We start from the raw sequence: 22,426 nt of genomic DNA, 5'->3' as shown, positions 1-22,426 counted from the left end.
GACCCTTTTCAAAATTGTTCTTTACTGTGTTGCTTCCATGTATTTCATACTACTTGTATTTTCTAAACAATTTCACAACAAAAATTTCACAGTGTGAATTTTACTAAATTGCTTTTTTACACAAACCGGTATTTCGAGTCCTCAGCCTTTAACTGATGGGGTTGAGGGCTCAGTAGAAACACTTTTACGTGCTGTTTGAATTAGTGTAGTAACCAACACCAACCAGCTTATTGTCGATCACTCGATAGTAAGTGTGTTTGGTTTCCACTTTTCTCGACAGCGGGTTTAACCATTGATAGGTGTAAACGCCACGACCATTTTCTTTAGCGAGATTCAGCATCTCAGTAAGAATTGGCTTATTGTCAGGGCTTAGAATTTCATTGTGTGACCGTCCGACAAGCTCAGGAGACACGCCATGAGCGAGCAGTTTCCCGGAGTTCATGTCTATCACAAACACATACAGGTCTCCTTCAACAAAGCTGCCTTCACTATTATTGAACTCGGCAATGCTGTCTTGCTCAGACTCTACCATCGCGGTCATGGCTCTTGCCAATAACCGCTTAGCTTCTGTTGCACTGGAGCGTTCTGGGTAATACCCCACGGCAACAATCACGTCACCGACACGCTCAAAGAAGGTCGTTTTAGGTTCGCCCATGCGATCAGTAGGGTTAGTCCAATGGTACTGAACTTCGCCAAACCCGTTGTGCACAGCTTTAGTGATCATTTCTCTAAAAAAAGGATTACCGTAGACGTCTTGGGTATCCAAAACACTGTCGCCCACCAACACCATTGAAGAGCCACCACTGGCAAGGAATTGACCATCAATACCAAGCGCAAATACATAGAGCTCACCGTCTATATATTCGGCGCTACTCATAAAGTCTTTTACGCTCTCATCGCCTTCTTTTTGTACATGGACAACCGCTTTAGCAAGCAGGGTTTTGGCTCTTCTTTCAGCGTCACTGACCACATGTGGCTCTGAAATTTCGAGCACATTGACTGGCTCATTTTCTTTCGCTGTTTCTGAATGTTCGGCACGTAATCCAATACCACTGATCACTGCAAATACGGCACAACCAATAAGGATAATTCTTGATATATTCATAGTGACTTCTCCTAATAGCCCACTAAGGACGGTAGCCAAAGCGTAATTTGTGGGAAGAAAGCGATAACGAACACGCCCACTACGGATGCAAGAACAAAGGGGTGGATCTTCGCGGTGATCTGCTCGACCGTGGCCCCGCCTATCCCCGAGGCGACAAAAATATTCTCACCGAGCGGAGGCGTAGCAAAACCTATCGACAACGTACACACCACCACAATACCTACGTGGGTTGGATCCGCGCCTAGCATATACATAATTGGCAACAGCACTGGCACGATAATCATGATCGCGGCTAACGTTTCCATGAACATGCCAATGAACAACAGCAAGGTGATCGTCAGCGCCCACACCATGTACATATTGTCGGTAAAACCGAGCAGTGACTCAGCCACCACGACCGGAATTTTTTGTTCGATTAACAAGCGACCAAATACCGTTGCAGCGAATAGAATCAGCAACACACGCCCGGTAATCCATGTGGTTGTCGATAATGATTTGATGGTGCTTTTAAACGATAACTCTCGGTGAATAAACACACCGACAAACAGCGAATAGAAAATTGCCACAACCGCTGACTCTGTTGGTGTGAACATACCGCTGTAGATACCTCCGAGAATCAAAAATGGAGCCAGTATCGACCATATGCCACGGCGTAAAGCATGTCTTACTTCGCCAAATGACCAATTCTCAGACAGCCCTTTATAGCCTTCTCGCTTGGCAATGAAGTAGTTAGTGACAACGAGTGTAGATGCCATGATGAAGCCAGGAACAACGCCTGCAACAAACAATTTAGGAATAGATAAAGAAGCAAATTGCCCGTGTTGAGCGATGGCTTCAGGCGGTGCCATTAATCCCATTGCTGAGATGCCGAAAATAACTAACGGGATGGATGGCGGAATAATGATCCCCAAGCCCCCTGATGCAGCCGTTACTGCCGATGCGTAACTCTTATCATAATCTCGCTTAACCATTGCAGGCACCATTAGCATGCCTACCGCTGCTGTGGTTGCAGGGCCTGAACCTGAGATAGCACCAAAAAACAAACACGCCATCACGGTTGCAGCGCCAAGGCCACCCGTCACGGGTCCGGCTAAGCTCTCTGCAATATCCACCAGACGTTTGGAGATACCCGCCGCCTCCATTAATGCGCCAGCAAGAACAAAGGCTGGCAGCGCCATTAATGGGAAGTTACCCACCGAAGTGAACGCGATTTGTACTAAAGCGATGGGGTTTTTGTCGAGCAACATATAGGCCGCCATTGAAGCGCCGGCCAGTGATACTGTGATTGGTGCACCCAGAATTAACAGGGTTAAGAAACCACCAAATAAAATTAGAGTTAAATAGGATTCCATTATTACATCTCTCTATTACGGCTATTCTCTGTGACGACTACTGTGATGACTTTTGTGCCGTCATTTTGCGCAGTTCTTTGACTTCAGGATCTTCGTTCTTAGCGCCCTTAAATAAGCGCTCGTAGTTGTTCCAGATAATGCGCAGCATCATTAGAGAAAATGCGATTGGCAAAATCATATAGAAGTATTTCATTGGGATGCCTGTCGTCTGAGACTTCCAGAACAAATTCATTTTGTTGAACACGAAATCGTAGCTGAGATAAACAAAGTAGCCGTTAAACAGCAGCCATAAGAAGTCAGCAATGGTTTCACAGACGGTCTGAACAATCGGGGGGAAGAACTTGAAGTGAAAACTGACTCGGTTATGCGCCGACATCTTGGCCGCAACAACAGCCCCTAGATAGGCAAACCAAACAAACATGTAAGTAGCGACTTCATCACCCCAAGGTATGGAGTAATCGAAAAGCTGACGAGTAAGGATTTGTGTGAACAGCAATAGGACAAAGCTTGCTAGCAACAAACAACATGTATATTCCTCAATGTTGTTAAGGTGCTTTTTTATTGTTTTAGCGACTGACATATAACCTCCAATGTTGATTTCCACATGACAACCAGTCGCTCGCGGTACTAAAAAGATCAGGTACTGGACAGATCAACGAGTAAAGCCATGTAAATGCCCTACCTAACCGTTCTATCGCTAGGTGATTAAGTCGCGAAGAACAGCAGATAGGGCGAATCTAATCGTTACTTTCTACCTAGTAACTCAAGAACGTCGTCTAGCTTGTCTTTGCCTCCAATGCTTGAATAGAACTCAGGCCAAACTGACTTAGTGACTTTGCTGATCCACTCTTGCTCGTTGTCTGTAGGGTCAGTGAAGACCATGCCTTTTGCTTGCAGTTCTTCACGGATCTTGTTTTCAGTATTTTCTAAGTATGCAAAGCTGTGCTCTGTCGCTTCCTGACCCGCTTCAAGAATGATTTTTTGCATTTCAGGCGTCTGTTGTTGGAAGACTGTTTCACTGACGATTAGCGGCTCAAGAGAGAAGATATAACGAAGGTTTGTGACGTACTTTTGTACTTCATTGAACTTCATCGCATGCACAGTGATGTATGGGTTGTCTTGTCCATCAACCACACCTTGCTGCAGGCCAGTAAATGTTTCTGACCATGCCATTGGTGTTGGGTTTACGCCCCATGCTTGGTAGGAAGCAATCATGATTTCGTTACGAGGAACACGAATCACTAGTCCTTTTAGATCCGCTGGTGAAGCCACTGATTTTTTAGAGTTAGTCAGAACCCTAAAACCAGAATAAGCCCAGCCAACGATACGAACGCCAGCATCACGAATGGTGTTATCGACAAGGTCTTGACCCACTTGGCCTTGAGTTAATAGCACCGCTTCTTCTGCACTTTGAATGACATAAGGCATGGTCAATAGACCAACCGTTGGAGAGAAAGGCGTCACGTTGTTGATCGCCAATACTGAGAAGTCGAGAAGGCCGATTGCCGCGTCGTTAACGGTGTCTTGCTCGTTACCCAATTGACCATTCGGGAACAGGTCGATTTTGACTTTGCCGTCTGTTTTTTGCTCCATCAATTCAGAAAATGAGGTCGCTAATTCCCACTGAGTACCACCAGCAGCATCTCCGATAGCCATTTTAAAATTTGCTGCTGCCGCGGTATGAGATAGCATCGCTGTTGCTACAATTGTGACGCCAGCAATAATTTTATTTTTAATCAATTTCATAGTCTTAACCTTTCATATCATACAGACTTCCTGCCTGTACTTTGCTCACAAGGTGACCTGGTACAACTTTCCTGGTCGTAGTTCTATTTCCCTATTTTGGAAACAATGTTCGAGTAGCTAAAGCACTTCATCTTTTAGCGAATACCACTGATAAAGGAACTGTTGCCCTACTCTTCGAAATGGTGCAAACATCTCAGATTCCACCACTTCCCTCACGTTGGGGAACGGAAGTTTTGATTCAAATATTGGCAAGTCAAGCTTATGACCTTCACCTGCGATCCACTGAGCGAGGCGCTTGCCTGCTTGAGCGGAGTACATCACACCATTGCCGCCATACCCTAGTGCGTAGAATATGGATTGCTTTGGATTCGGCTGATAGATTCTTGGCATCATGTCGTGGCTAACATCTACCCACCCCCACCATGAATAATCGATTTTGATCTGATCGAGAGAAGGGAATTTTCGAGTTAAATCCGCTCTCAACATGTCTTCGTATTTCTTGTCAGGTGCATTCTTGCCACTGATGGCACTGCGTGTACCGATCTGCACTCGGTTATCGGGTAACAAACGGTAGTAATGACGCAAAATTCTGGTATCAGTAATCACCTGATTAGTTTTGAAGTTACACGCAGCGATTTCGTCTTGAGTTAACGGACGCGTCACCATCGAGTTAGAAAGTACGGGTAATAAGCGATTCTTAAGCTCTGAATGCAAACCTTGGCTGGTGTATCCACCGGTACAAACACCGACAGAACGAGCCTTAACCACACCACCAGGCGTTTTCAGGTAATGCACACCGTTGCGAGTTTCCCATCCCATCACAGGGCTTGCTGGGTGAACTTTTACGCCGAGTGCTCGCGCCTTTCTTAGATAACCAAACGCCAGTTTCCCTGCATGGATGCCAATACCTTCTGGCTCATGCATTGCGCCTGCTGCTTCTTGGTCGCCGACGTAATCACGCTTTACGGTTTCCGCATCTAAGATCTGCGCATCGTAATCAAACGTGTCACGCAGCAACTTGGCTTCTTTCTCGAGTGTTGCCATCACTTTTGGACGGTGAGCAACATATAAGTGGCCACCCGGCTGCGGGTCACAATCAATGTCTTTGATTAGAGACTTAAATGTGTTCATGCCATCGACGCATTCGCGGTGCATTTTTAGCGCGGTTTCTAATCCCCAGCGTTCAATCCACTGAGAACGCTTCAAACGTCCTGACGCACACTGAGCCTGACCACCATTTCGGGTACTGCAGCCCCAACTCATACGGTTAGCTTCAATCACAATCGCTTTAATGCCGTACATTTCAGCAAGGTGTATCGCAGTACTTAGGCCTGTGTAGCCTGAACCGATTATCGCCACATCGACATCCATATCCGATGTAATTGGGCCATCATCTTCAGGTGGCACGCCTGCGGTATCTACCCAATAAGTCGGGGCGTATTCCTTGCCGTGACCTGGGCTCTTGTCTTTAAGTGGGTCGTATTTTGGATCGTATCTTTCTTTTGCTTGGGTACTTTCTTGTGCTCGGGTGCTTTTCACCTTTGGTGGCACATCGGCTGCCGGTTGTTCCATTACTAAACTCATAATTCGACTCTCCTAGTCATAACACGTGAACGGGTTGTGGTTTCGTGTCTAGCTCTTGGGAGTGTTGTTAGGAGTCAAAAGAGGTCGTGTTTTACGGAAGGCATTTTTTACGCTGATTTTTCCCTCTTTCAGGGTAAACACATCAACCATACGAGCTTCGATGACGGCGCCATCAGGGTTAGTCGCAGAGAACGTTGATTCGCTTACCGCGCGGTCGCCACATACAAAGTGGACAGGGTCGCTCCAGGCTGCATCTGGAAAGTTCTGCCAAACCAATTCAAAGCTATTACGAACGGCTTCGTACCCTTCGATAGTGTTTCCAAGTTCGCCTTCTCCTGCCACGGTGTGGAAGACACAGTCTTCGGTCATAAACGACATTAGCGCTTCAATATCATGGTTATTCCATGCATCACTAAAAGACTGTAAAAAGGCGGTGTCGACTTGGTTTTCCAGCACGAATGTCGCTGCATTGGTTTGCATATTCATATTCCAGAATCCTTTATGTTTTCGTTATTGGTTTAAATTTCAGTAGCTTTGCGCCACTTTTTTATTAGAGTGTTTAAACTAGATCTGTGAAAATTTAACAACTTGATAACAAGATTCGCCACTCTAACTTCGAGTTACTTTATAAACAATCTTTAAGCTCACAGATTTCATCTTTTTATAAATTAATTAGTGTTCTGATTTTATTTATCTCGTAATCACTAGATTTATATGAGGTCTAAATAAAATCATTAGAAATATTAGACTTTAGTCGAAATCAAAATCTTGATGGTACTTTCGGCCATACTGCTCAAGCTGGCGATCATGAGTATTAACTTGTAACTCGATATTACCCTCGCCTTTATTAATTGCTTGATTGCTGTCTATATGGGCTTCATTTTTCAAATCAGCCAGTTTCTCTTCAATATATTCTGTCGGTTCATTTAAAACATTCATGGAGATTAATTCCTTTATCAGGTTTACTTTCGCTGATGGAAGAATATGAACGGATACTAGACCGTTTGAATATTCTTTTTCATCGTACAAAGGCTGAATGGCATCATTGCCACCTTCCTTAAATGGGTGAATGGAATACCACTTATCTTTTCGTTGCTCTTGCTGATCACAATCAGCCACATTGAATATCTGAGTCCTATTGAGGTCACATGGTGAGTTGAAAACACTAACTTTATGATAATCAATGGCTTTAATAATATTGATACAGTCTTTACTTTGGCTATGACATACAGACCACAGCGCATTAATCAGGTTATCTGTCCATTCAAGTAAACGGGTTGGAAACCCCTGTTTCTTGGCTAAACACATCAGTAACCAATCGTTTATCTCGTGTGCACTCAACGAATGCCCACCATAAACTCTCACGGTCGAGAGAAGCTCTTGTTCGACACGGCGAATATTCTTTCGATTTGATCGGCCTAAGCTCGGCATCAAGTTATTATTTTCATAATCACACACGTTATAAATCAAATCACGATGTCCACTACACTCAGCAATGAGTGAATCGATTATTTCATACAGCTCTTCGAGTGAGCTTATATAACGTTTATTTTTCACAACATTCATACAATAAGTCATTTAGTTTATATTCGGTAAAGTTAAAGTATTAATAATCACGTTAATAAATTGTTCAATTGGTATAGTTGTAATTATTGAAAAATGATAATAGGTATATATCTTCGTCAAAGATGACCATTTATGGATCCATTAGTTACGGATCGAACAATAATAATGAGTGACAAAATTTATATAGCTAGAACCACTTATGTACCGATGGAACATTTAATTAGTGTTCTAATGTTTAAGTAGAAATTATTGAACTAAGCGTTTACGTTCTTCACTTAAGCACTTTGCCAATACCCGTTAATATTGCCCGACCACGTTCTTTATAATGCGGTGGCCGGACAAACTTCCTATGACTTATACGTAGTCTTTATATTTATCTAGGAAACGAACCGGTGTTGATAGTGCATCTCGGCGGAACGGGTCGCCCAATTCCTGAGTACACATGATTTCAATGATGGTTGTTTTGCCTTCGTTCATTTGCATGTCGATAGCTTTTTGCAGAGTTGGGCCTACATCTTCTAGCTTATCAACTGTGATACCTTCAGCGCCCATTGCTCGTGCGATCTCTGCAAAGCTTTGGTTCTCAAGTTCACCAGCAACAAAGCGTCGGTTGTAGAAGTCGACTTGGTTCTTCTTCTCAGCACCCCATTGACGGTTGTGGAATACCACGGCTGTCACTGGAATGTTATGGCGAACACATGTCATGGTTTCCATCAAGCTCATGCCCCACGCACCGTCGCCTGCATAAGAGATAGCTGGACGATGAGGTGCCGCTGCTTTCGCACCAATAATGGTCGGGAACGCATAACCACAGTTACCGAAACTCATTGCAGCAAAGAAGCTACGTGGTTTTTCAAAGCGTAAGTAGCTGTTTGCCACTGAGTTGATGTTACCGATATCCGTCGAGACCATTACGTCTTCAGGCATCGCTTTTTCTAGCTCACGCAGTACTTGGCGTGGGTGTAGGTATTCACCGCCAGAGAACGGAGTCTCTTGAGAGTTTTCTTCAATCATATCTAAGCTGAAAGAGTCACGTTCGTGTGTCCACTCATCAAGCTCTTTTTCCCAAAGTGCTTTCTCTGTTGCGACTGTATCCTGACGAGCGCCTTTGTTGTCATCACACAACAGTGCGCGGCCTTCCAATCTTTCGGATAGAGCAACCGCAGCGGCTTTCGCATCACCACAGATACCAACCGAAATCTTCTTAACCAGACCTAGCATCTTGTTGTCGGCATCAATCTGAATGATTTTCGCGTTCTTCGGCCAGTAGTCCATGCCATGTTGAGGCAAAGTACCAAATGGACCGAGACGTGTACCCAAAGCGATAACCACGTCCGCTTGAGCCATCAATTTCATTGCTGCTTTCGAACCTTGGTAGCCTAAAGGACCACACCATAATGGGTGACTCGCAGGGAAAGAGTCATTATGTAGGTAGCTGTTCACTACGGGTGCGCCTAATCTTTCTGCCAATGCCGCACACTCTTGAACTGCATCTGCCATTACCACGCCGCCACCAGAAATTATGACTGGGAATTTCGCTTCAGCAATCAGGTCTGCCGCTTCATTTAGAGATTTCTCGCCACCTGGACCACGGTCTAAACGCGCGGGTTTAGGGATCTCAGTTTGAGTTTCGCCATAGAAGTAGTCACGTGGAATGTTCAGCTGAGTCGGGCCCATTTCGCTCATCGCACGGTCAAAACATCGACCTGTGTATTCAGCCATACGATCTGGGTGCGTTACGTGTCCTTGATACTTAGTGAACTCTTGGAACATTGGAAGCTGGTTACACTCTTGGAAACCGCCTAAGCCCATTGTTTTTGTACCTGTCTCTGGCGTCACAATTACGACAGGGCTATGTGCCCAGAACGCCGCTGCAATCGCAGTCACACAGTTACTAATACCCGGGCCATTTTGCCCAATAACCACGCCATGGCGACCCGATACACGAGAGTAACCATCTGCCATGTGAGCAGCGCCTTGCTCGTGTACTACTGGGACCAATCGAATGCCAGCAGGAGCAAAGATATCCATTGCGTCCATAAATGCCGACCCCATGATGCCGAACATATCGGTAACATCATTAGCAACCATAGTTTCAACGAACGCTTCTGATGGTGTCATTGTTACTGTGCCGGAAACAACCGTACGTTTTTCTTGCTCGCTCATTCTTCCATTCTCCTTGAGTTAACCAAAATTTCATTTTTCGGAATGAATTGTCTCTTTTTCGAATTCATTTTCACCTTAGTAGTAGAATTTTTGCGCGTCAACTTTTTATATTAAATTGGAACAAATCATTCTAATTAATAAAACCAGATCACATTATTGGTAGTTTTTCGTACAAAAAGTGCCGTTAACTTAAGCGGAGCTGTTAATAATCGAGGACATATCGCGATAGCAGCGACAAGTGATGAGTTATATAGAGGGAAAAATGATGAATGAGGCGGAATTGATACCAACGCAACCAGTAAGCGTGAGAGAACGCTTTGGGATCGACAGCAACCTAACCGTGATGGCATTTGAACATGCGGGCGAATATGTTCCTAAAGTCGATCCAAATTACTGTTTTGATCCTGAAGTGACGTTGGCTATATTGGCGGGGTTCACCTCCAATCGTCGCACATTGATACAAGGCACACACGGAACGGGTAAGTCGTCTCACATTGAGCAAATTGCCGCAAGATTGAATTGGCCGTGTTTGAGGATCAACCTAGACGGACACTTAAGTCGCTTGGATTTCATAGGTAAAGACAGCATCGTCATTAGAGACGGAATGCAAGTAACAGAGTTTAAAGAAGGCATTCTTCCTCAGAGCATTCAACAACCCATCGCACTGGTATTAGATGAATACGACGCTGGTCGTCCTGACGTGATGTTTGTGATTCAACAGCTATTAGAGCAAGACGGTAAATACACCTCTTTAGAACAAAACCGCGTGATCACTCCTCACCCTTCTTTCCGCCTGTTTGCTACCTGCAATACGCTTGGCTTGGGTAATTTTTCAGGTTTGTATTCGGGTACTCAAGTGCTTAACCACAGTCAGTTAGATAGATGGAACATCATCGCCACGCTTAACTATTTAGATCCACAGCATGAAACTAAGATCGTGTTATCCAAGCTTCCAGAGCTGAATAATGAGAGTGGCCGACAGTTGGTTGAGAAAATGATCGCGACCGCCGGATTAACGCGTAACGGGTTTCGGGCTGGTGACCTTTCGACGGTGATGTCTCCGAGAACGGTACTCACTTGGGCCGAAAACATCCAAATATTCGACGATGTAGCAACGGCATTTAGACTGTCATTCTTAAATCGCTGCGAAGACGAAGAGAAAGAACTGGTTAGCGAATATTATTTCCGTTGCTTTGGTGAAGATTTAGAAACGCCTACTCAAAACTATTCGCATTCGGAGTCGTAAACCATGGCCAATGTTTCTTCCCAGCAGAAAAAGATCCTCGATCTTGGCGTGTCTGTCGCCAGAGCGATCAGCGGTGAGTTGAGTCTGAATTATCGGGGAAAACGTCTCTATAAAGGCAATAGCCCCTGTTATTACCAGTCCGCACATACTAACGATCTCACCTTTGTTTCTCGCCACGAGTTGAAAAACAGCAAGCTTTCGATGCAAGGCAAGATCGATTCATCAGCATTACGACTCTTGCTTTCAGATGCTGTTCTTCATTACTCATTGCGACCGAAAAACGAAGTCGAACGTCTGTTATATGATTTCTGCGAACAGGCACGAATCGAGTCACAAGTCCCGTCTTACCTAAAAGGCGTCACTAAGAGTATTCAATTCAACTTTGCGTATTGGAGCGACCAATATCATCAAAATGGCTTTACCGAATCACGAATAGGCATGTTGCTGTTTACACTGATGCAGGTCATCCACACCCGCTTAACTGGCGTTCCAGTTTCGGAGCCTATCGCTGAAACCATTGAATCGACTCGCGCCGGCATCGTGCCTACTTTTGGTCACTGCCTTAAACGCTTAAAGCAACATCGAGCCGACCAAGAGCAGTTTGCGCACTGCGCCAATGAGTTTGCGGCCCTTGCACAAAAGTTAATCATCCAAGAACAAGAAAGTGATAACTCGCCCACTCCAACGGTCGAAGAAGACATTAAGATCCTTGCGCAGCTAGCCTTGATTGTTGATGGTGACATTCAAGATGAAGACGTCGATAGCGACATAACGGGCAGTAGTAAGGTATTCGAGCTGTCAGGCGCCAATTATCAGGTCTTCAATTCAGAATTTGATCAAGTCATCGCGGCAGACAAACTCGTCAGGCGCGCCCTGTTACTCGAACTGAGGCAAAAGCTCACCGATGACATCATGCCGAGACAAGTAAACACTCGCCGTTTAGCCGCTATGCTCACCAGCTTTGTTGCGACGCCACAAAAGAGTCGACGTCAGGATCATCTTGAAGAAGGCATTGTTAACGCCACGACCATCACCAAGCTCATCACTTCGCCATTGGATCGTACTGTCTTTTATCAACCTGACATCGGCGCGTCTCATCAATGTGCCATCACGTTTTTGATGGATTGTTCAGGTTCAATGAAGAAACACAGTCACAAGCTAAGCCTACTGATGGATACAATTCTCAAATCCGTTGGACTGGCCAACATTCCATTTGAGATTATTGGCTTCACTACCAATAACTGGAACGGTGGAAAAGTTTATCGACAGTGGCTTAAACAAGGCCAACCGAAACACCCAGGCCGCTTAAACGAAGTTCGACATATTGTGTTTAAAGATTTTGATACACATTGGAGACGCTCTCGCCTTGGCATTGCGAGCCTTCGTAAAGCAGACACCTTTAAAGAAGGGATTGATGGCGAAGCGGTGCAGTTCGCTAGTCAGCGGTTGCAACAGCACAGTGCAAAAAGAAAGGTTTTAATCGTGTTCTCAGACGGCTGCCCGATGGATACCGCCACCAGCACAGCCAACGACCAGTTCTATTTGGATAACCATCTCAAACAAGTGATTGAGCGTGAATCAAACAAAAACCATATCGAAATTCATGGTGTAGGAATGGGCGTCGATTTAAGCCCGTACTACCGCAGTAATATCACTTTAGATGTGCAGGAGAGCTGTTTGTTTGGGTTATCTAGGAACATCTTCGAGATGCTAAAGCGTTAGGAGATATAAGTCGTGAGCAGTGAAGTATCGGCTAGCAGACCGCTAGCCTTTTATCGGAATGTTCTTAATAGGTAGCAAGAAGCTGATATATAACAAGTAGCTAAGAGACAGCAAGCAACGACCATGCAGACACAGCCATCAGATACCCACCAATCAACATCAGTACCGTAAACACCAGCTTTCTTAATTGGTCATTAGACAACGGTGGCGGGAAACGTCGAGCAAACATCGTGACAAGCGCCACCAAGGGGACAGCAATAGCGGATAGCCACAGTATGCTCGGTTCCATGTCGCCTGCAACGTAGACATTGACAGTACGCGACATCGACGTACAAGCGAACACCATCAGCAGTGTGCTTCGCACCAGATCGAGTGTAAAAGGTTGCCGATAGAGATGATAAACAATCGGAGGGCCCGCCATCCCAAATAACCCGCCCGCTAAACCAGAGCTAAATCCTGATATAAGGAATGATACCGTTGCCGAACGATCCTTTCTGGTTTTAGGTTTGAACATAAAGCTCACACCTGCGAATAGCACCATCGCACCCAATAGTCCTCGCAGGATATTGGTCGCAGAGTCACTCAACTCGTCCAGCAAGAACACCCCCATCGACACACCGGGAATAATACCGATGATTAACACCACCAGAATTTTGAGCTCCCCAAGCAGTGGCTTACCCATCAAAGCGACCAAGCAATTGAACAAGGTCACAATACTGACCACAGCGGCTATAACGGGTAAAGAGACCAGATTAAGGCTGACCGTCAAACCAATCACGATGATACCCAGCCCAAACCCCGTAACGGTTTGGAAATAGGTACCTACCGCGATGGTGGCAAGAATGGCGAGTAAAATAGGTAACTCCATTAGCTATCCTAATTAGGTTGTTTTGGGTTTGATTTGAATCTGAGTACTAGATACGAGAGCTAGATGTTAATACCGGAACTCAAATTCTGATTCTTCTTTTTCTTCAACATCAGCTTCAGTATCAGCCTTAGAGCTAGACACTTTCCCTTGCTGCGCTTGTACGGCAGTCACCGCAATTACGTTAAAGATATCTTGCGCGCTACACCCTCTGGATAAGTCATTGGCAGGCTGATTCAATCCTTGCAGTAACGGGCCAATCGCGACCGCGCCTCCTAACCTTTCTGCAAGTTTATAGCCTATGTTCCCCGCTTCTAAATTAGGGAATATCAATACGTTAGATTGGCCTTTCACTTCTGAATCGGGCAGCTTTTTCGCGGCAATTTCAGTCACAATCGCGGCATCGAGTTGAACGTCCTGATCGACGGCGATTCCGGGACAGCGTTGCTTCACTAACTGAGCGGCATTACGAACCTTATCGACCGATTCGTGTTTCGCACTACCATTGGTCGAAAACGACAACATTGCCACTTTCGGTTCTTCCATCAACAGCGTTTGTGCACTGTTTGATGCAGCCACTGCAATCGATGCCAACTCGGTTTCATTGGGGTTAATCACCAAACCACAGTCACTGAAAATCATGCCGCCTTTGAGATTATGGAAAGGCTCACACAACATCATCAGAAAGAAACTGGACACCAATTCACTGTCTGGTGCTGGCCCAATAATCTGAAGCGCAGCTCGCACTACATCAGACGTGGTATAAACCGCGCCATTAACCGTGCCGTCAACTAACCCTTCCCTCACCATCAAGTTGGCAAAAATTAGCGGGTCTTTGACCATTTCTAAAGCATCGTCGTACGACATGCCTTTGGCTTTCCTTAACTGATGAAGCCGTTCGGCCAACACCTCTTTAAGCGCGGATGCATCAGGTGAAACAATATGAATGCCGGCGAGATTAATGTGGTTCAACTGCGCTGCTTCGATAATCGCCTTTTCATCACCGACCAGCGTGATGTAAGCGAGCTGTTTATCTATCGCCAATCGCGCCGCTTTGAGTACACGAGGGTCTTCTGCTTCGCTCAAAACCACTAGCTTACGATCTAAGTGAGCCTTATCAATAATCCGTTCAATCGCCTTCATCTTAAATTCCACTTATTGAGATTAATTGTTCCATAATTTATATTTATATTATTGGAATAATAAAAAAGGTCAAATTTTATTCAGATAATTGAAGAATAATGATTTGGTATGTACACTCTTAGGCATAGACATATCGCAAGGATGGATCATTATATGCAAACAGAAATACCACCAGTTCAAGGGGATACACCGACTCTCCGACTTTTTGCACTATTAGAGGTGATAGCGCAAAAAGACGAGTTTATTTCTCTTCAGGGATTAGTCGAAGAAACTGGACTACCAAAACCGACCCTGCACCGAATGCTTCAGCAGTTAGAAGCAGCAGGCATCATTCAACGAGACGGCGATGAGAAGCATTACAGCTCTGGTATTCGACTCAGAAAGCTTGCTGAAAATCTGCTGTTGAATAGCACCATGCACAGCGCACGACGCACTATTCTTGAAAACCTTCGAGCAGAAGTCGGCGAGAGCTGCAACCTAACGGCACTGTCGAGCGGTGAGATCATCTATCTTGATCGCGCAGAAACTGAAGCCCCGCTGCGCTTCCATCTACAGCCAGGCTCTCGCGTACCCGTGCATTGCTCAGCTACAGGCAAACTGTTTTTGGCGCACATGTCGAAATCACAGCGCAGAAGACTGATTGAAAACGTGCCACTGACTCAGTACACAGTGAAAACCATTACTGACTATTCGACGTTAGAGAAAGACATCGAAGAAGCGAAGATCCAAGGTTTTGCTATTGATGATGAAGAGTTCTTACCAGGGTTAGTCTGTATCGCCGTATTAATACCGTCTTCTACTGGCCAATCCAATCTAGGCTTAGCAATACAAGCTCCAGTGATTCGAGTAAAACCAGACGAAGCGATCAAGTTTCTGCCAGCTCTTCAAAAAGCAGCCAAAGCGCTCGCGAAGATAGAGTCTGATAACTGGGGCTAGTGAGAAGATTTATCTCAGAGAATAACCAAGATTAGCGACTTAACATCCATGCCCTTCGACCAATGAACATTTGGTCGAAGTCATTTCAACACACGCCAACCCGCACATAAGCAACACGTCTAAAGTAATCACAACAAAGGAATCACGATGCTAAACATTAAGAACCAGCACTTACTCTCTTTTATGGTGACAGAAGCGAACAACGCAGTTGCAGTCACAAACCCAGCAACGGGTGAGCTTATTGGGCATGCACCAATCTCATCTGAGGCAGAGTTAGAGAGCGCTATCGAACGCGCTCATGTTGCGCAGAAAGAGTGGGCAAAAATTCCCGCTAAATCCCGTGCTGCATTGCTAAGTGGTTGGCATCAACTGATCCTTGAAAACAAAGAAGATCTTGCTCGCCTAATGACCATCGAACAAGGTAAGCCGTTAGCAGAAGCGACGGGCGAAGTGGTGTATGGCGCGAGTTTCATTGAGTGGTTCGCCGAAGAAGCCAAGCGCACTTACGGTGACTCCATTCCTAGCACAGTCGCTGGCAAACGCTTAGTAACAATCAAGCAGCCGATTGGGGTCGCGTGTGCCATTACGCCGTGGAACTTTCCGATTGCGATGATCACTCGTAAGGCCGCTCCTGCCCTTGCTGCTGGCTGTAGTTTTATTGTGAAGCCCTCAGATGAAACGCCGCTTTCTGCATTTGCTGTGGTTGAACTGGCTTACCAAGCAGGCATTCCGAAAGATCTACTCCAAGTCGTACTTGGCGACAGCCCCGAACAGATTGGTGAGCTTTTCACATCACACCCACTGATCAAAAAGATCTCTTTTACTGGATCGACTCGAGTCGGCAGTATCTTGATGGCTCAAGCGGCAAAAGGCATTAAGCGCACCTCAATGGAACTGGGTGGCAATGCACCGTTTATCGTGTTTGACGATGCGGATATCGACGCTGCAGTTCAAGGCGCAATGGCTTCAAAATTCCGTAATGCAGGCCAAACCTGTGTTTGTGCAAACCGTTTCTACGTACACAGTAAAGTACACGATGAGTTTGTGGCTAAATTCGACCAAGCAGTACAGCTGCTTAAAATTGGAAACGGTTTGGACGAAGGCGTAACGGTTGGCCCTGTTATCAATGAAGGTGCTAAGCAAAACATCCAAGGATTGATAAACCGAGCTATTGAACAAGGTGCTAAACCTGTGACGCCACTTCAACAACTTGATGGACTCTTCCTTCAGCCCGTTGTTCTTAAAGATGTAAAACACAGCATGGACATCGTTCAACAAGAGATTTTTGGCCCAGTCGCACCCGTGATGCAATTCGAGACAGACGAAGAGCTTATTGAGATGGCCAACGACACTATTTACGGTTTGGCGTCGTACTTCTACAGTCAGAACATTCATCGAGTATGGAACATCGCGGAAGCACTTGAGTACGGTATGGTTGGCATAAATGATGGCCTAATCTCAACCGAAGTCGCGCCTTTCGGTGGGGTTAAACAATCAGGTATTGGCCGTGAAGGCGCAAAGGAAGGCATCGATGAGTATATGGATATTAAGTATCTTTGCTTTGGTTGAAAATAGGGTTGGTAGTCACTAAGTTTCCTCACTGACTCAGCTATTCTCTTTCTATAACCCCTCAAAAAAAGCCGCGCTATAAAGCGCGGCACCTTGGGCTCGGTTTAAATGGGTGTTTCTTTTCTTAGTGGTTTTATTATTTAGTGACGTTGTTATTTAGCTACTCCGTAACACAGTTACGTTACTTTGCTATTTTGTTCTGTGGCCTATTTAGCAACCTTGTTTTATGCAAGTGCTTTTAACTTCAATCGCATCGCATGTAGCACTGGCTCTGTGTAACCACTTGGTTGGGCGCAACCTTCGAATACCAACTGACAAGCTGCTGAAAATGCAATGCTGTTTTCAAAGTTAGGAGCCATATTACGGTAGCTAGGGTCGCCAGCGTTTTGCTCATCAACCACTGCTGCCATACGCTTCATAGTTTTCATTACTTGGGCTTCATCGCAAATACCGTGACGTAACCAGTTAGCGATGTGTTGGCTTGAAATACGCAATGTTGCGCGATCTTCCATCAAACCTACATCGTTAATATCAGGTACTTTAGAGCACCCTACGCCTTGGTCAATCCAACGAACCACGTAACCTAGAATACCTTGCGTGTTGTTATCCAATTCGTTTTGGATATCTTGAGCTGTTAGCTTTTGATTACCTAATAGCGGAATAGTAAGGATATCGTCTACATTGGCTCTCACTCGCTCACGAAGCTCTTTCTGGCGGCTTGGTACACTCACTTTGTGATAGTGCAGAGCATGCAAAGTCGCAGCAGTTGGAGAAGGTACCCAAGCCGTATTCGCGCCAGCTTGTGGGTGTCCGATTTTCGCGTCCATCATCTTCGCCATATTATCTGGCTCTGGCCACATACCTTTACCGATTTGAGCTTTACCTTGCAGGCCACAAGCTAGGCCAAGATCAACGTTTTGATCTTCGTATGCGCCAATCCAAGTCATGGTTTTCAGCTGTGTTTTAGGCGCAAATGGCCCAGCTTCCATACTCGTGTGAATCTCATCACCCGTTCGGTCTAAGAAACCGGTATTAATGAACACAACACGATCTTTAGCCGCACGAATACATTCTTTCAGGTTGACCGAAGTACGACGCTCTTCATCCATAATGCCAACTTTGATGGTGTAGCGGTCTAAACCTAAAGCATCTTCAATGCGACCAAACAACTCATTGGTAAACGCCACTTCTTCAGGGCCATGCATCTTAGGTTTTACAATGTTGATACTGTTTGCGGTCGAGTTTTGGTAAGCGCTATTGCCTTTTAAATCATGTATCGCGATTAGCGAGGTGATCATACCATCCATAATGCCTTCAGGTACTTCATTACCTTCGGCGTCAATGATCGCAGGGTTGGTCATTAGGTGACCCACGTTACGTATAAATAACATGCTGCGGCCTTTGAGCGAGATCTCACCGCCAGTGACACTGGTGTATTGGCGATCTGGATTCAAACTACGAACGATGGTTTTGCCGTTTTTCTCTAGCGACTCTTTCAGGTCACCTTTCATCAAACCTAACCAGTTGCTATAGGCAAGCGCTTTATCTTCACCATCAACCGCAGCAACCGAGTCTTCACAATCCATAATGGTCGTCAAGGCAGCTTCGACTAATACATCTTTAATACCAGCAACATCAACGCTACCAATCGGTGCGCTCGGGTCAATTTGAATTTCGATATGCAGATTATTGTGTTTAAGCAGAATGCACGAAGGGGAACTTGCGTCACCTTGATAGCCAATGAACTGGTCGCTATCAATTAGAGTGACTTCCTCACCGTTATCCAGTGTCGCTATCAGCTTATTACCGATACTAGCGTTACTGATGCTGTATTTGGTTACGTCTTTATGAGAAACGCCATTTAGTGGCGCAGCATCATCAAGGAACTCACGAGCATAAGTCACGACTTTAGCGCCACGCACAGGGTTAAAGCTTCCACCTTTTTCCGCGCCGTCACTTTCGCTGATCACATCGGTGCCGTAGAGCGCATCATATAAGCTGCCCCAACGCGCGTTGGCTGCGTTAAGTGCAAAACGTGCGTTCATAATTGGCACTACAAGCTGTGGCCCTGCCTGGGTGGCGATTTCTGGTTCGACGTTCGCTGTTGTCACTTGAAAATCATCGCCTTCAGGGACTAGGTAGCCAATCTGTTGTAAGAACTGTTTGTACTCTGCCGCATCTAGCGTTTGTCCAGCACGCTCTTGGTGCCAAACGTCAATTTGATGTTGAAGATCGTCGCGCTTAATAAGCAATGCGCGGTTCTTTGGAGCCAAGTCTTCAAGGATGGTTGCAAATGATTGCCAAAAGTCTTCAGCGACAATGCCCGTTCCAGGAATGACCTGATCATTAATTAATTGGTAGAGGGTGCTATCAATGTTCAAGCTTCCCTGTTGAATACGACTGCTCATAAAATCTCTCTCAAGCTAACTGATGACTACTCAATATATTTACTTAACTGACTTAAATCTAAATAACTAGTTTAAACTTACTTAACGGGCGTAAATTTAGCTAATTTATGCCAGTTATACTGGATATTCATATAAAAAATACCCTACAAACTGTGTTATTCCGTCACGCCACTCTCTATTTCATTAGCGACACTTTTAATCAATCGACGCATCCACTGATGGTCAGGATTGGTTTGTAACAATGGACTCCACGCCATCTTTACCTCAAAAGGTTCAATCGCAAATGGGGCAGGTTTGATTAACAAATTAGGGTTGTTGCGCTGCAATTGCGCGGCTTTGGTTGGAATAGTAAGGATCAGGTTTTTCTGCTGAGCGAAGAGAATCGCAGATAGGTAATGTCGGGTAAACACCGTGATATTACGGGTTTTACCAATGCGCATTAACGCTTCATCTATCCAACCGAGCTTTTGCGCTTCACTTGGGTTGATTCCCACTCCGGTTCCCATACCTGTCTTACTTACCCAGATATGTTGCGCCTTTAGATAAGACAAAATATCAAAGTTATCGGCTATTGGATTATCACAGCTAAATAGGCAAGAGAACCCGTCGTGCCAAAGACTCATCTGGTGAAAGGACTGTGGAATGTCATCAAAACGGTTGATGATAATGTCAACGGTGCCTTGTTCTACATCCTGATAGCTCACATCACTCGGCGTCATTATATCCAGTCGTATTTTCGGCGCTATCTCGCTCAGTTTTTTCAATAGCGGCTGAATAATGGTCGACTCTGCATAGTCACTCGCCATGATACGAAACACGCGTTCGCTGTCTTCTGCATTAAACTCTGTAGTCGGCTGGAGTGTCTTTTCTACATTGGCCAGTATGTTGCGAATCAGCGGCTGTAATTTGTGCGCTCGCTCGGTAGGAACCATTCCTTCACTTGTTCTCACCAGCAGTGGGTCTTCAAATAAATCCCTCAGTCGGCGCAGTCCATTACTCATGGCTGGTTGAGTAATTCCTAGCTGATTTGCCGCACGAGTTACGTTTCTTTCACGTAACAACATGTCTAAATACACAAGTAAATTAAGGTCTATACGAGCAATATTCACAAGAAAAATACCGAATATAATAACTATAAATTAACAAAATTATCACATGCATGGTTATTCTTTGTCCATAGCAAAGTTTTAATCCAAGCCAATTTGGCTACCATACCCCACGTGAAACTAAGGAATAGTTATGTCGCAAATTACACAAGATATCGAAATGATAGAAGTTGCAAAAAGCGCTGCAGGTGCACCATGGGATGCAATTAACCCTGAATCTGCTGCTCGTATGCGAGCTCAAAACAAATTCAAAACAGGTCTAGATATCGCGCAATACACAGCAGATATCATGCGTGCGGATATGGCGGCTTACGACGAAGACAGCTCTCAATACACTCAGTCTCTGGGTTGCTGGCATGGTTTCATCGGCCAACAAAAGCTGATTTCTATTAAGAAGCACTTTGATGGTAAAACAGACCGACGCTACCTATACCTATCAGGTTGGATGGTTGCAGCACTTCGCTCAGACTTTGGTCCACTTCCAGACCAATCAATGCATGAGAAAACATCGGTTGCAGGCCTAGTAGAAGAACTATACACATTCTTGCGCCAAGCTGATGCACGTGAACTGGGTGGTTTATTCCGTGAGCTAGACGCAGCACGTGAAGCCGGCGATGTTAATCAACAGGATCTTATCCAAGACAAAATCGACAACCACGTGACACACGTAGTACCAATCATTGCAGATATCGATGCAGGTTTCGGTAACGCAGAAGCGACTTACCTAATGGCTAAGCAGATGATTGAAGCTGGTGCATGTTGTCTACAAATCGAAAACCAAGTAGCCGATGAGAAACAATGTGGTCACCAAGACGGTAAAGTAACGGTTCCACACGCTGACTTCCACGCAAAACTTCGCGCACTTCGTTACGCATTCCTTGAGCTAGGTATCGACAACGGCATCATTGTTGCTCGTACCGATTCACAAGGCGCTGGTCTGACAAAAGAAATCGCAGTAGTGAAAGAGCCAGGCGACCAAGGCGATATCTACAACTCATATCTAGATGTTGAAGAGATCGATGTTGCAGATATGGCTGAAGGTGATGTTTGCTTTAACCGCGACGGCAAGCTAGTTCGTCCTAAGCGTCTACCATCTGGCTTGTACCAATTCCGTGAAGGTACTGGTGAAGACCGCTGTGTATTTGATTGTATTGAAGCAATCAACGCGGGTGCTGACCTACTTTGGATTGAGACAGAGAAACCACACATAGGTCAAATCAAAGAGATGATGGATGGCGTACGTGAAGTGCATCCTAACGCTAAACTGGTATACAACAACTCACCATCATTCAACTGGACGTTAAACTTCCGTCAGCAAGCGTACGATGCAATGGTAGCAGCAGGTAAAGATGTATCAGCTTACGACCGTGCAAACTTAATGAGTGCGGAATACGACGAAACGGAACTGTCTGCAAGCGCTGACGAGAAGATTCGTACATTCCAAGCGGACGCATCTCGCGAAGCGGGTATCTTCCACCACTTGATTACTCTGCCGACTTACCACACAGCTGCACTGTCTACCGACAACCTTGCAAAAGAGTACTTCGGTGACCAAGGCATGTTGGGCTACGTTGCAAATGTTCAGCGTAAAGAGATTCGCCAAGGTATCGCATGTGTTAAGCACCAAAATATGTCTGGTTCAGATATGGGCGATGACCACAAAGAATACTTTGCTGGTGAAAATGCATTGAAAGCAGCAGGTGAAGCGAATACATCAAATCAATTTGATTAATCGCTAACCGTTTTCCCCAATAAAATCTCCTCCTTCCCCATTCCCTGTTAGGTTTTCGGAGGGAGGAGGTTTTGAAATGAAGATTGTATTTATTATAAGCTTCATCTCAAAGCCTCAGATTTGTGTTCCACACCACGGTTAACTGAACAACTTCTGTTTAAGCTAATTACATTCCCGTTC

17 protein-coding genes are annotated in these 22,426 nt (G+C 45.2%); 5 read left to right on the top strand and 12 right to left on the bottom strand.

Features of this window, described 5'->3' with window-relative positions; translation table 11 throughout:
* Positions 1 to 184: 184 nt before the first annotated feature.
* The 8 genes from SJY39_RS16730 to xsc form a co-directional block, all read right to left on the bottom strand.
* Positions 185 to 1,105: a cache domain-containing protein gene (locus tag SJY39_RS16730; protein ID WP_016793780.1), complete on the bottom strand. Its 921-nt coding sequence runs from the start codon at positions 1,103 to 1,105 to the stop codon at positions 185 to 187.
* An 11-nt stretch (positions 1,106 to 1,116) separates the two neighbouring features.
* On the bottom strand, positions 1,117 to 2,457 hold the full coding sequence (locus SJY39_RS16725; protein WP_016767901.1) for a TRAP transporter large permease: 1,341 nt from the start codon (positions 2,455 to 2,457) through the stop codon (positions 1,117 to 1,119).
* 37 nt (positions 2,458 to 2,494) lie between these two features.
* The gene (locus SJY39_RS16720) at positions 2,495 to 3,037 is read right to left on the bottom strand and encodes a TRAP transporter small permease (RefSeq protein ID WP_009845769.1); all 543 of its coding nucleotides are present in this window, start codon (positions 3,035 to 3,037) and stop codon (positions 2,495 to 2,497) included.
* 164 nt (positions 3,038 to 3,201) lie between these two features.
* Positions 3,202 to 4,203, bottom strand: a complete 1,002-nt coding sequence (locus SJY39_RS16715) for a TRAP transporter substrate-binding protein (protein ID WP_372275201.1) — start codon at positions 4,201 to 4,203, stop codon at positions 3,202 to 3,204.
* 117 nt (positions 4,204 to 4,320) lie between these two features.
* Positions 4,321 to 5,787: an FAD-binding oxidoreductase gene (locus tag SJY39_RS16710; RefSeq protein ID WP_016767900.1), complete on the bottom strand. Its 1,467-nt coding sequence runs from the start codon at positions 5,785 to 5,787 to the stop codon at positions 4,321 to 4,323.
* 48 nt (positions 5,788 to 5,835) lie between these two features.
* Positions 5,836 to 6,273 (bottom strand): nuclear transport factor 2 family protein, encoded by a 438-nt coding sequence (locus tag SJY39_RS16705; protein ID WP_016793782.1) that lies wholly within the window; start codon positions 6,271 to 6,273, stop codon positions 5,836 to 5,838.
* Between the two features lie 264 nt (positions 6,274 to 6,537).
* The gene (locus SJY39_RS16700) at positions 6,538 to 7,353 is read right to left on the bottom strand and encodes an FRG domain-containing protein (protein WP_016792251.1); all 816 of its coding nucleotides are present in this window, start codon (positions 7,351 to 7,353) and stop codon (positions 6,538 to 6,540) included.
* 354 nt (positions 7,354 to 7,707) lie between these two features.
* Positions 7,708 to 9,519, bottom strand: a complete 1,812-nt coding sequence (gene xsc, locus SJY39_RS16695) for a sulfoacetaldehyde acetyltransferase (RefSeq protein ID WP_010431312.1) — start codon at positions 9,517 to 9,519, stop codon at positions 7,708 to 7,710.
* A 262-nt stretch (positions 9,520 to 9,781) separates the two neighbouring features.
* Between xsc and SJY39_RS16690 the strand changes: the two genes are divergently transcribed.
* Both SJY39_RS16690 and SJY39_RS16685 read left to right on the top strand, forming a co-directional pair.
* A complete protein-coding gene (locus SJY39_RS16690) occupies positions 9,782 to 10,765 on the top strand; it encodes a MoxR family ATPase (RefSeq protein WP_016793783.1) in 984 nt (327 codons plus the stop codon).
* 3 nt (positions 10,766 to 10,768) lie between these two features.
* Positions 10,769 to 12,487: a cobalamin biosynthesis protein CobT gene (locus tag SJY39_RS16685; protein ID WP_016792250.1), complete on the top strand. Its 1,719-nt coding sequence runs from the start codon at positions 10,769 to 10,771 to the stop codon at positions 12,485 to 12,487.
* Positions 12,488 to 12,587: 100 nt separating this feature from the next.
* Here the strand turns inward: SJY39_RS16685 and SJY39_RS16680 are convergent, their stop codons facing one another.
* Complete coding sequence (locus SJY39_RS16680; RefSeq protein WP_010431321.1) at positions 12,588 to 13,355, bottom strand: TSUP family transporter; 768 nt, start codon at positions 13,353 to 13,355, stop codon at positions 12,588 to 12,590.
* 66 nt (positions 13,356 to 13,421) lie between these two features.
* Complete coding sequence (gene pta / locus SJY39_RS16675; RefSeq protein ID WP_016793784.1) at positions 13,422 to 14,495, bottom strand: phosphate acetyltransferase; 1,074 nt, start codon at positions 14,493 to 14,495, stop codon at positions 13,422 to 13,424.
* 153 nt (positions 14,496 to 14,648) lie between these two features.
* On the opposite strand from pta, the gene SJY39_RS16670 reads away from it, so the two are divergent.
* Together SJY39_RS16670 and SJY39_RS16665 are read left to right on the top strand one after the other, a co-directional pair.
* Positions 14,649 to 15,431 (top strand): IclR family transcriptional regulator, encoded by a 783-nt coding sequence (locus tag SJY39_RS16670; protein ID WP_010431325.1) that lies wholly within the window; start codon positions 14,649 to 14,651, stop codon positions 15,429 to 15,431.
* Between the two features lie 147 nt (positions 15,432 to 15,578).
* Positions 15,579 to 17,000, top strand: coding sequence for an NAD-dependent succinate-semialdehyde dehydrogenase (locus SJY39_RS16665; RefSeq protein ID WP_016793785.1), 1,422 nt, complete (start codon positions 15,579 to 15,581; stop codon positions 16,998 to 17,000).
* A gap of 224 nt (positions 17,001 to 17,224) precedes the next feature.
* Here the strand turns inward: SJY39_RS16665 and SJY39_RS16660 are convergent, their stop codons facing one another.
* Together SJY39_RS16660 and SJY39_RS16655 are read right to left on the bottom strand one after the other, a co-directional pair.
* The gene (locus SJY39_RS16660; protein ID WP_016793198.1) at positions 17,225 to 19,408 is read right to left on the bottom strand and encodes a malate synthase G; all 2,184 of its coding nucleotides are present in this window, start codon (positions 19,406 to 19,408) and stop codon (positions 17,225 to 17,227) included.
* A 155-nt stretch (positions 19,409 to 19,563) separates the two neighbouring features.
* Positions 19,564 to 20,517 (bottom strand): LysR family transcriptional regulator, encoded by a 954-nt coding sequence (locus SJY39_RS16655; protein WP_016793199.1) that lies wholly within the window; start codon positions 20,515 to 20,517, stop codon positions 19,564 to 19,566.
* 130 nt (positions 20,518 to 20,647) lie between these two features.
* On the opposite strand from SJY39_RS16655, the gene SJY39_RS16650 reads away from it, so the two are divergent.
* Positions 20,648 to 22,246: an isocitrate lyase gene (locus tag SJY39_RS16650; protein ID WP_010431334.1), complete on the top strand. Its 1,599-nt coding sequence runs from the start codon at positions 20,648 to 20,650 to the stop codon at positions 22,244 to 22,246.
* Positions 22,247 to 22,426: the final 180 nt, after the last annotated feature.

This window comes from Vibrio sp. R78045 (genome assembly GCF_042466085.1).
Classification (GTDB): domain Bacteria; phylum Pseudomonadota; class Gammaproteobacteria; order Enterobacterales; family Vibrionaceae; genus Vibrio; species Vibrio cyclitrophicus.
This window is presented reverse-complemented; position numbering and strand designations above follow the sequence as displayed.

Coding starts and splice junctions, on each gene's coding strand:
- SJY39_RS16730 (WP_016793780.1), bottom strand. CDS start 1,105: ATGAATATATCAAGAATTATCCTTATTGGTTGTGCCGTATTTGCAGTG.
- SJY39_RS16725 (WP_016767901.1), bottom strand. CDS start 2,457: ATGGAATCCTATTTAACTCTAATTTTATTTGGTGGTTTCTTAACCCTG.
- SJY39_RS16720 (WP_009845769.1), bottom strand. CDS start 3,037: ATGTCAGTCGCTAAAACAATAAAAAAGCACCTTAACAACATTGAGGAA.
- SJY39_RS16715 (WP_372275201.1), bottom strand. CDS start 4,203: ATGAAATTGATTAAAAATAAAATTATTGCTGGCGTCACAATTGTAGCA.
- SJY39_RS16710 (WP_016767900.1), bottom strand. CDS start 5,787: ATGAGTTTAGTAATGGAACAACCGGCAGCCGATGTGCCACCAAAGGTG.
- SJY39_RS16705 (WP_016793782.1), bottom strand. CDS start 6,273: ATGAATATGCAAACCAATGCAGCGACATTCGTGCTGGAAAACCAAGTC.
- SJY39_RS16700 (WP_016792251.1), bottom strand. CDS start 7,353: ATGAATGTTGTGAAAAATAAACGTTATATAAGCTCACTCGAAGAGCTG.
- xsc (WP_010431312.1), bottom strand. CDS start 9,519: ATGAGCGAGCAAGAAAAACGTACGGTTGTTTCCGGCACAGTAACAATG.
- SJY39_RS16690 (WP_016793783.1), top strand. CDS start 9,782: ATGATGAATGAGGCGGAATTGATACCAACGCAACCAGTAAGCGTGAGA.
- SJY39_RS16685 (WP_016792250.1), top strand. CDS start 10,769: ATGGCCAATGTTTCTTCCCAGCAGAAAAAGATCCTCGATCTTGGCGTG.
- SJY39_RS16680 (WP_010431321.1), bottom strand. CDS start 13,355: ATGGAGTTACCTATTTTACTCGCCATTCTTGCCACCATCGCGGTAGGT.
- pta (WP_016793784.1), bottom strand. CDS start 14,495: ATGAAGGCGATTGAACGGATTATTGATAAGGCTCACTTAGATCGTAAG.
- SJY39_RS16670 (WP_010431325.1), top strand. CDS start 14,649: ATGCAAACAGAAATACCACCAGTTCAAGGGGATACACCGACTCTCCGA.
- SJY39_RS16665 (WP_016793785.1), top strand. CDS start 15,579: ATGCTAAACATTAAGAACCAGCACTTACTCTCTTTTATGGTGACAGAA.
- SJY39_RS16660 (WP_016793198.1), bottom strand. CDS start 19,408: ATGAGCAGTCGTATTCAACAGGGAAGCTTGAACATTGATAGCACCCTC.
- SJY39_RS16650 (WP_010431334.1), top strand. CDS start 20,648: ATGTCGCAAATTACACAAGATATCGAAATGATAGAAGTTGCAAAAAGC.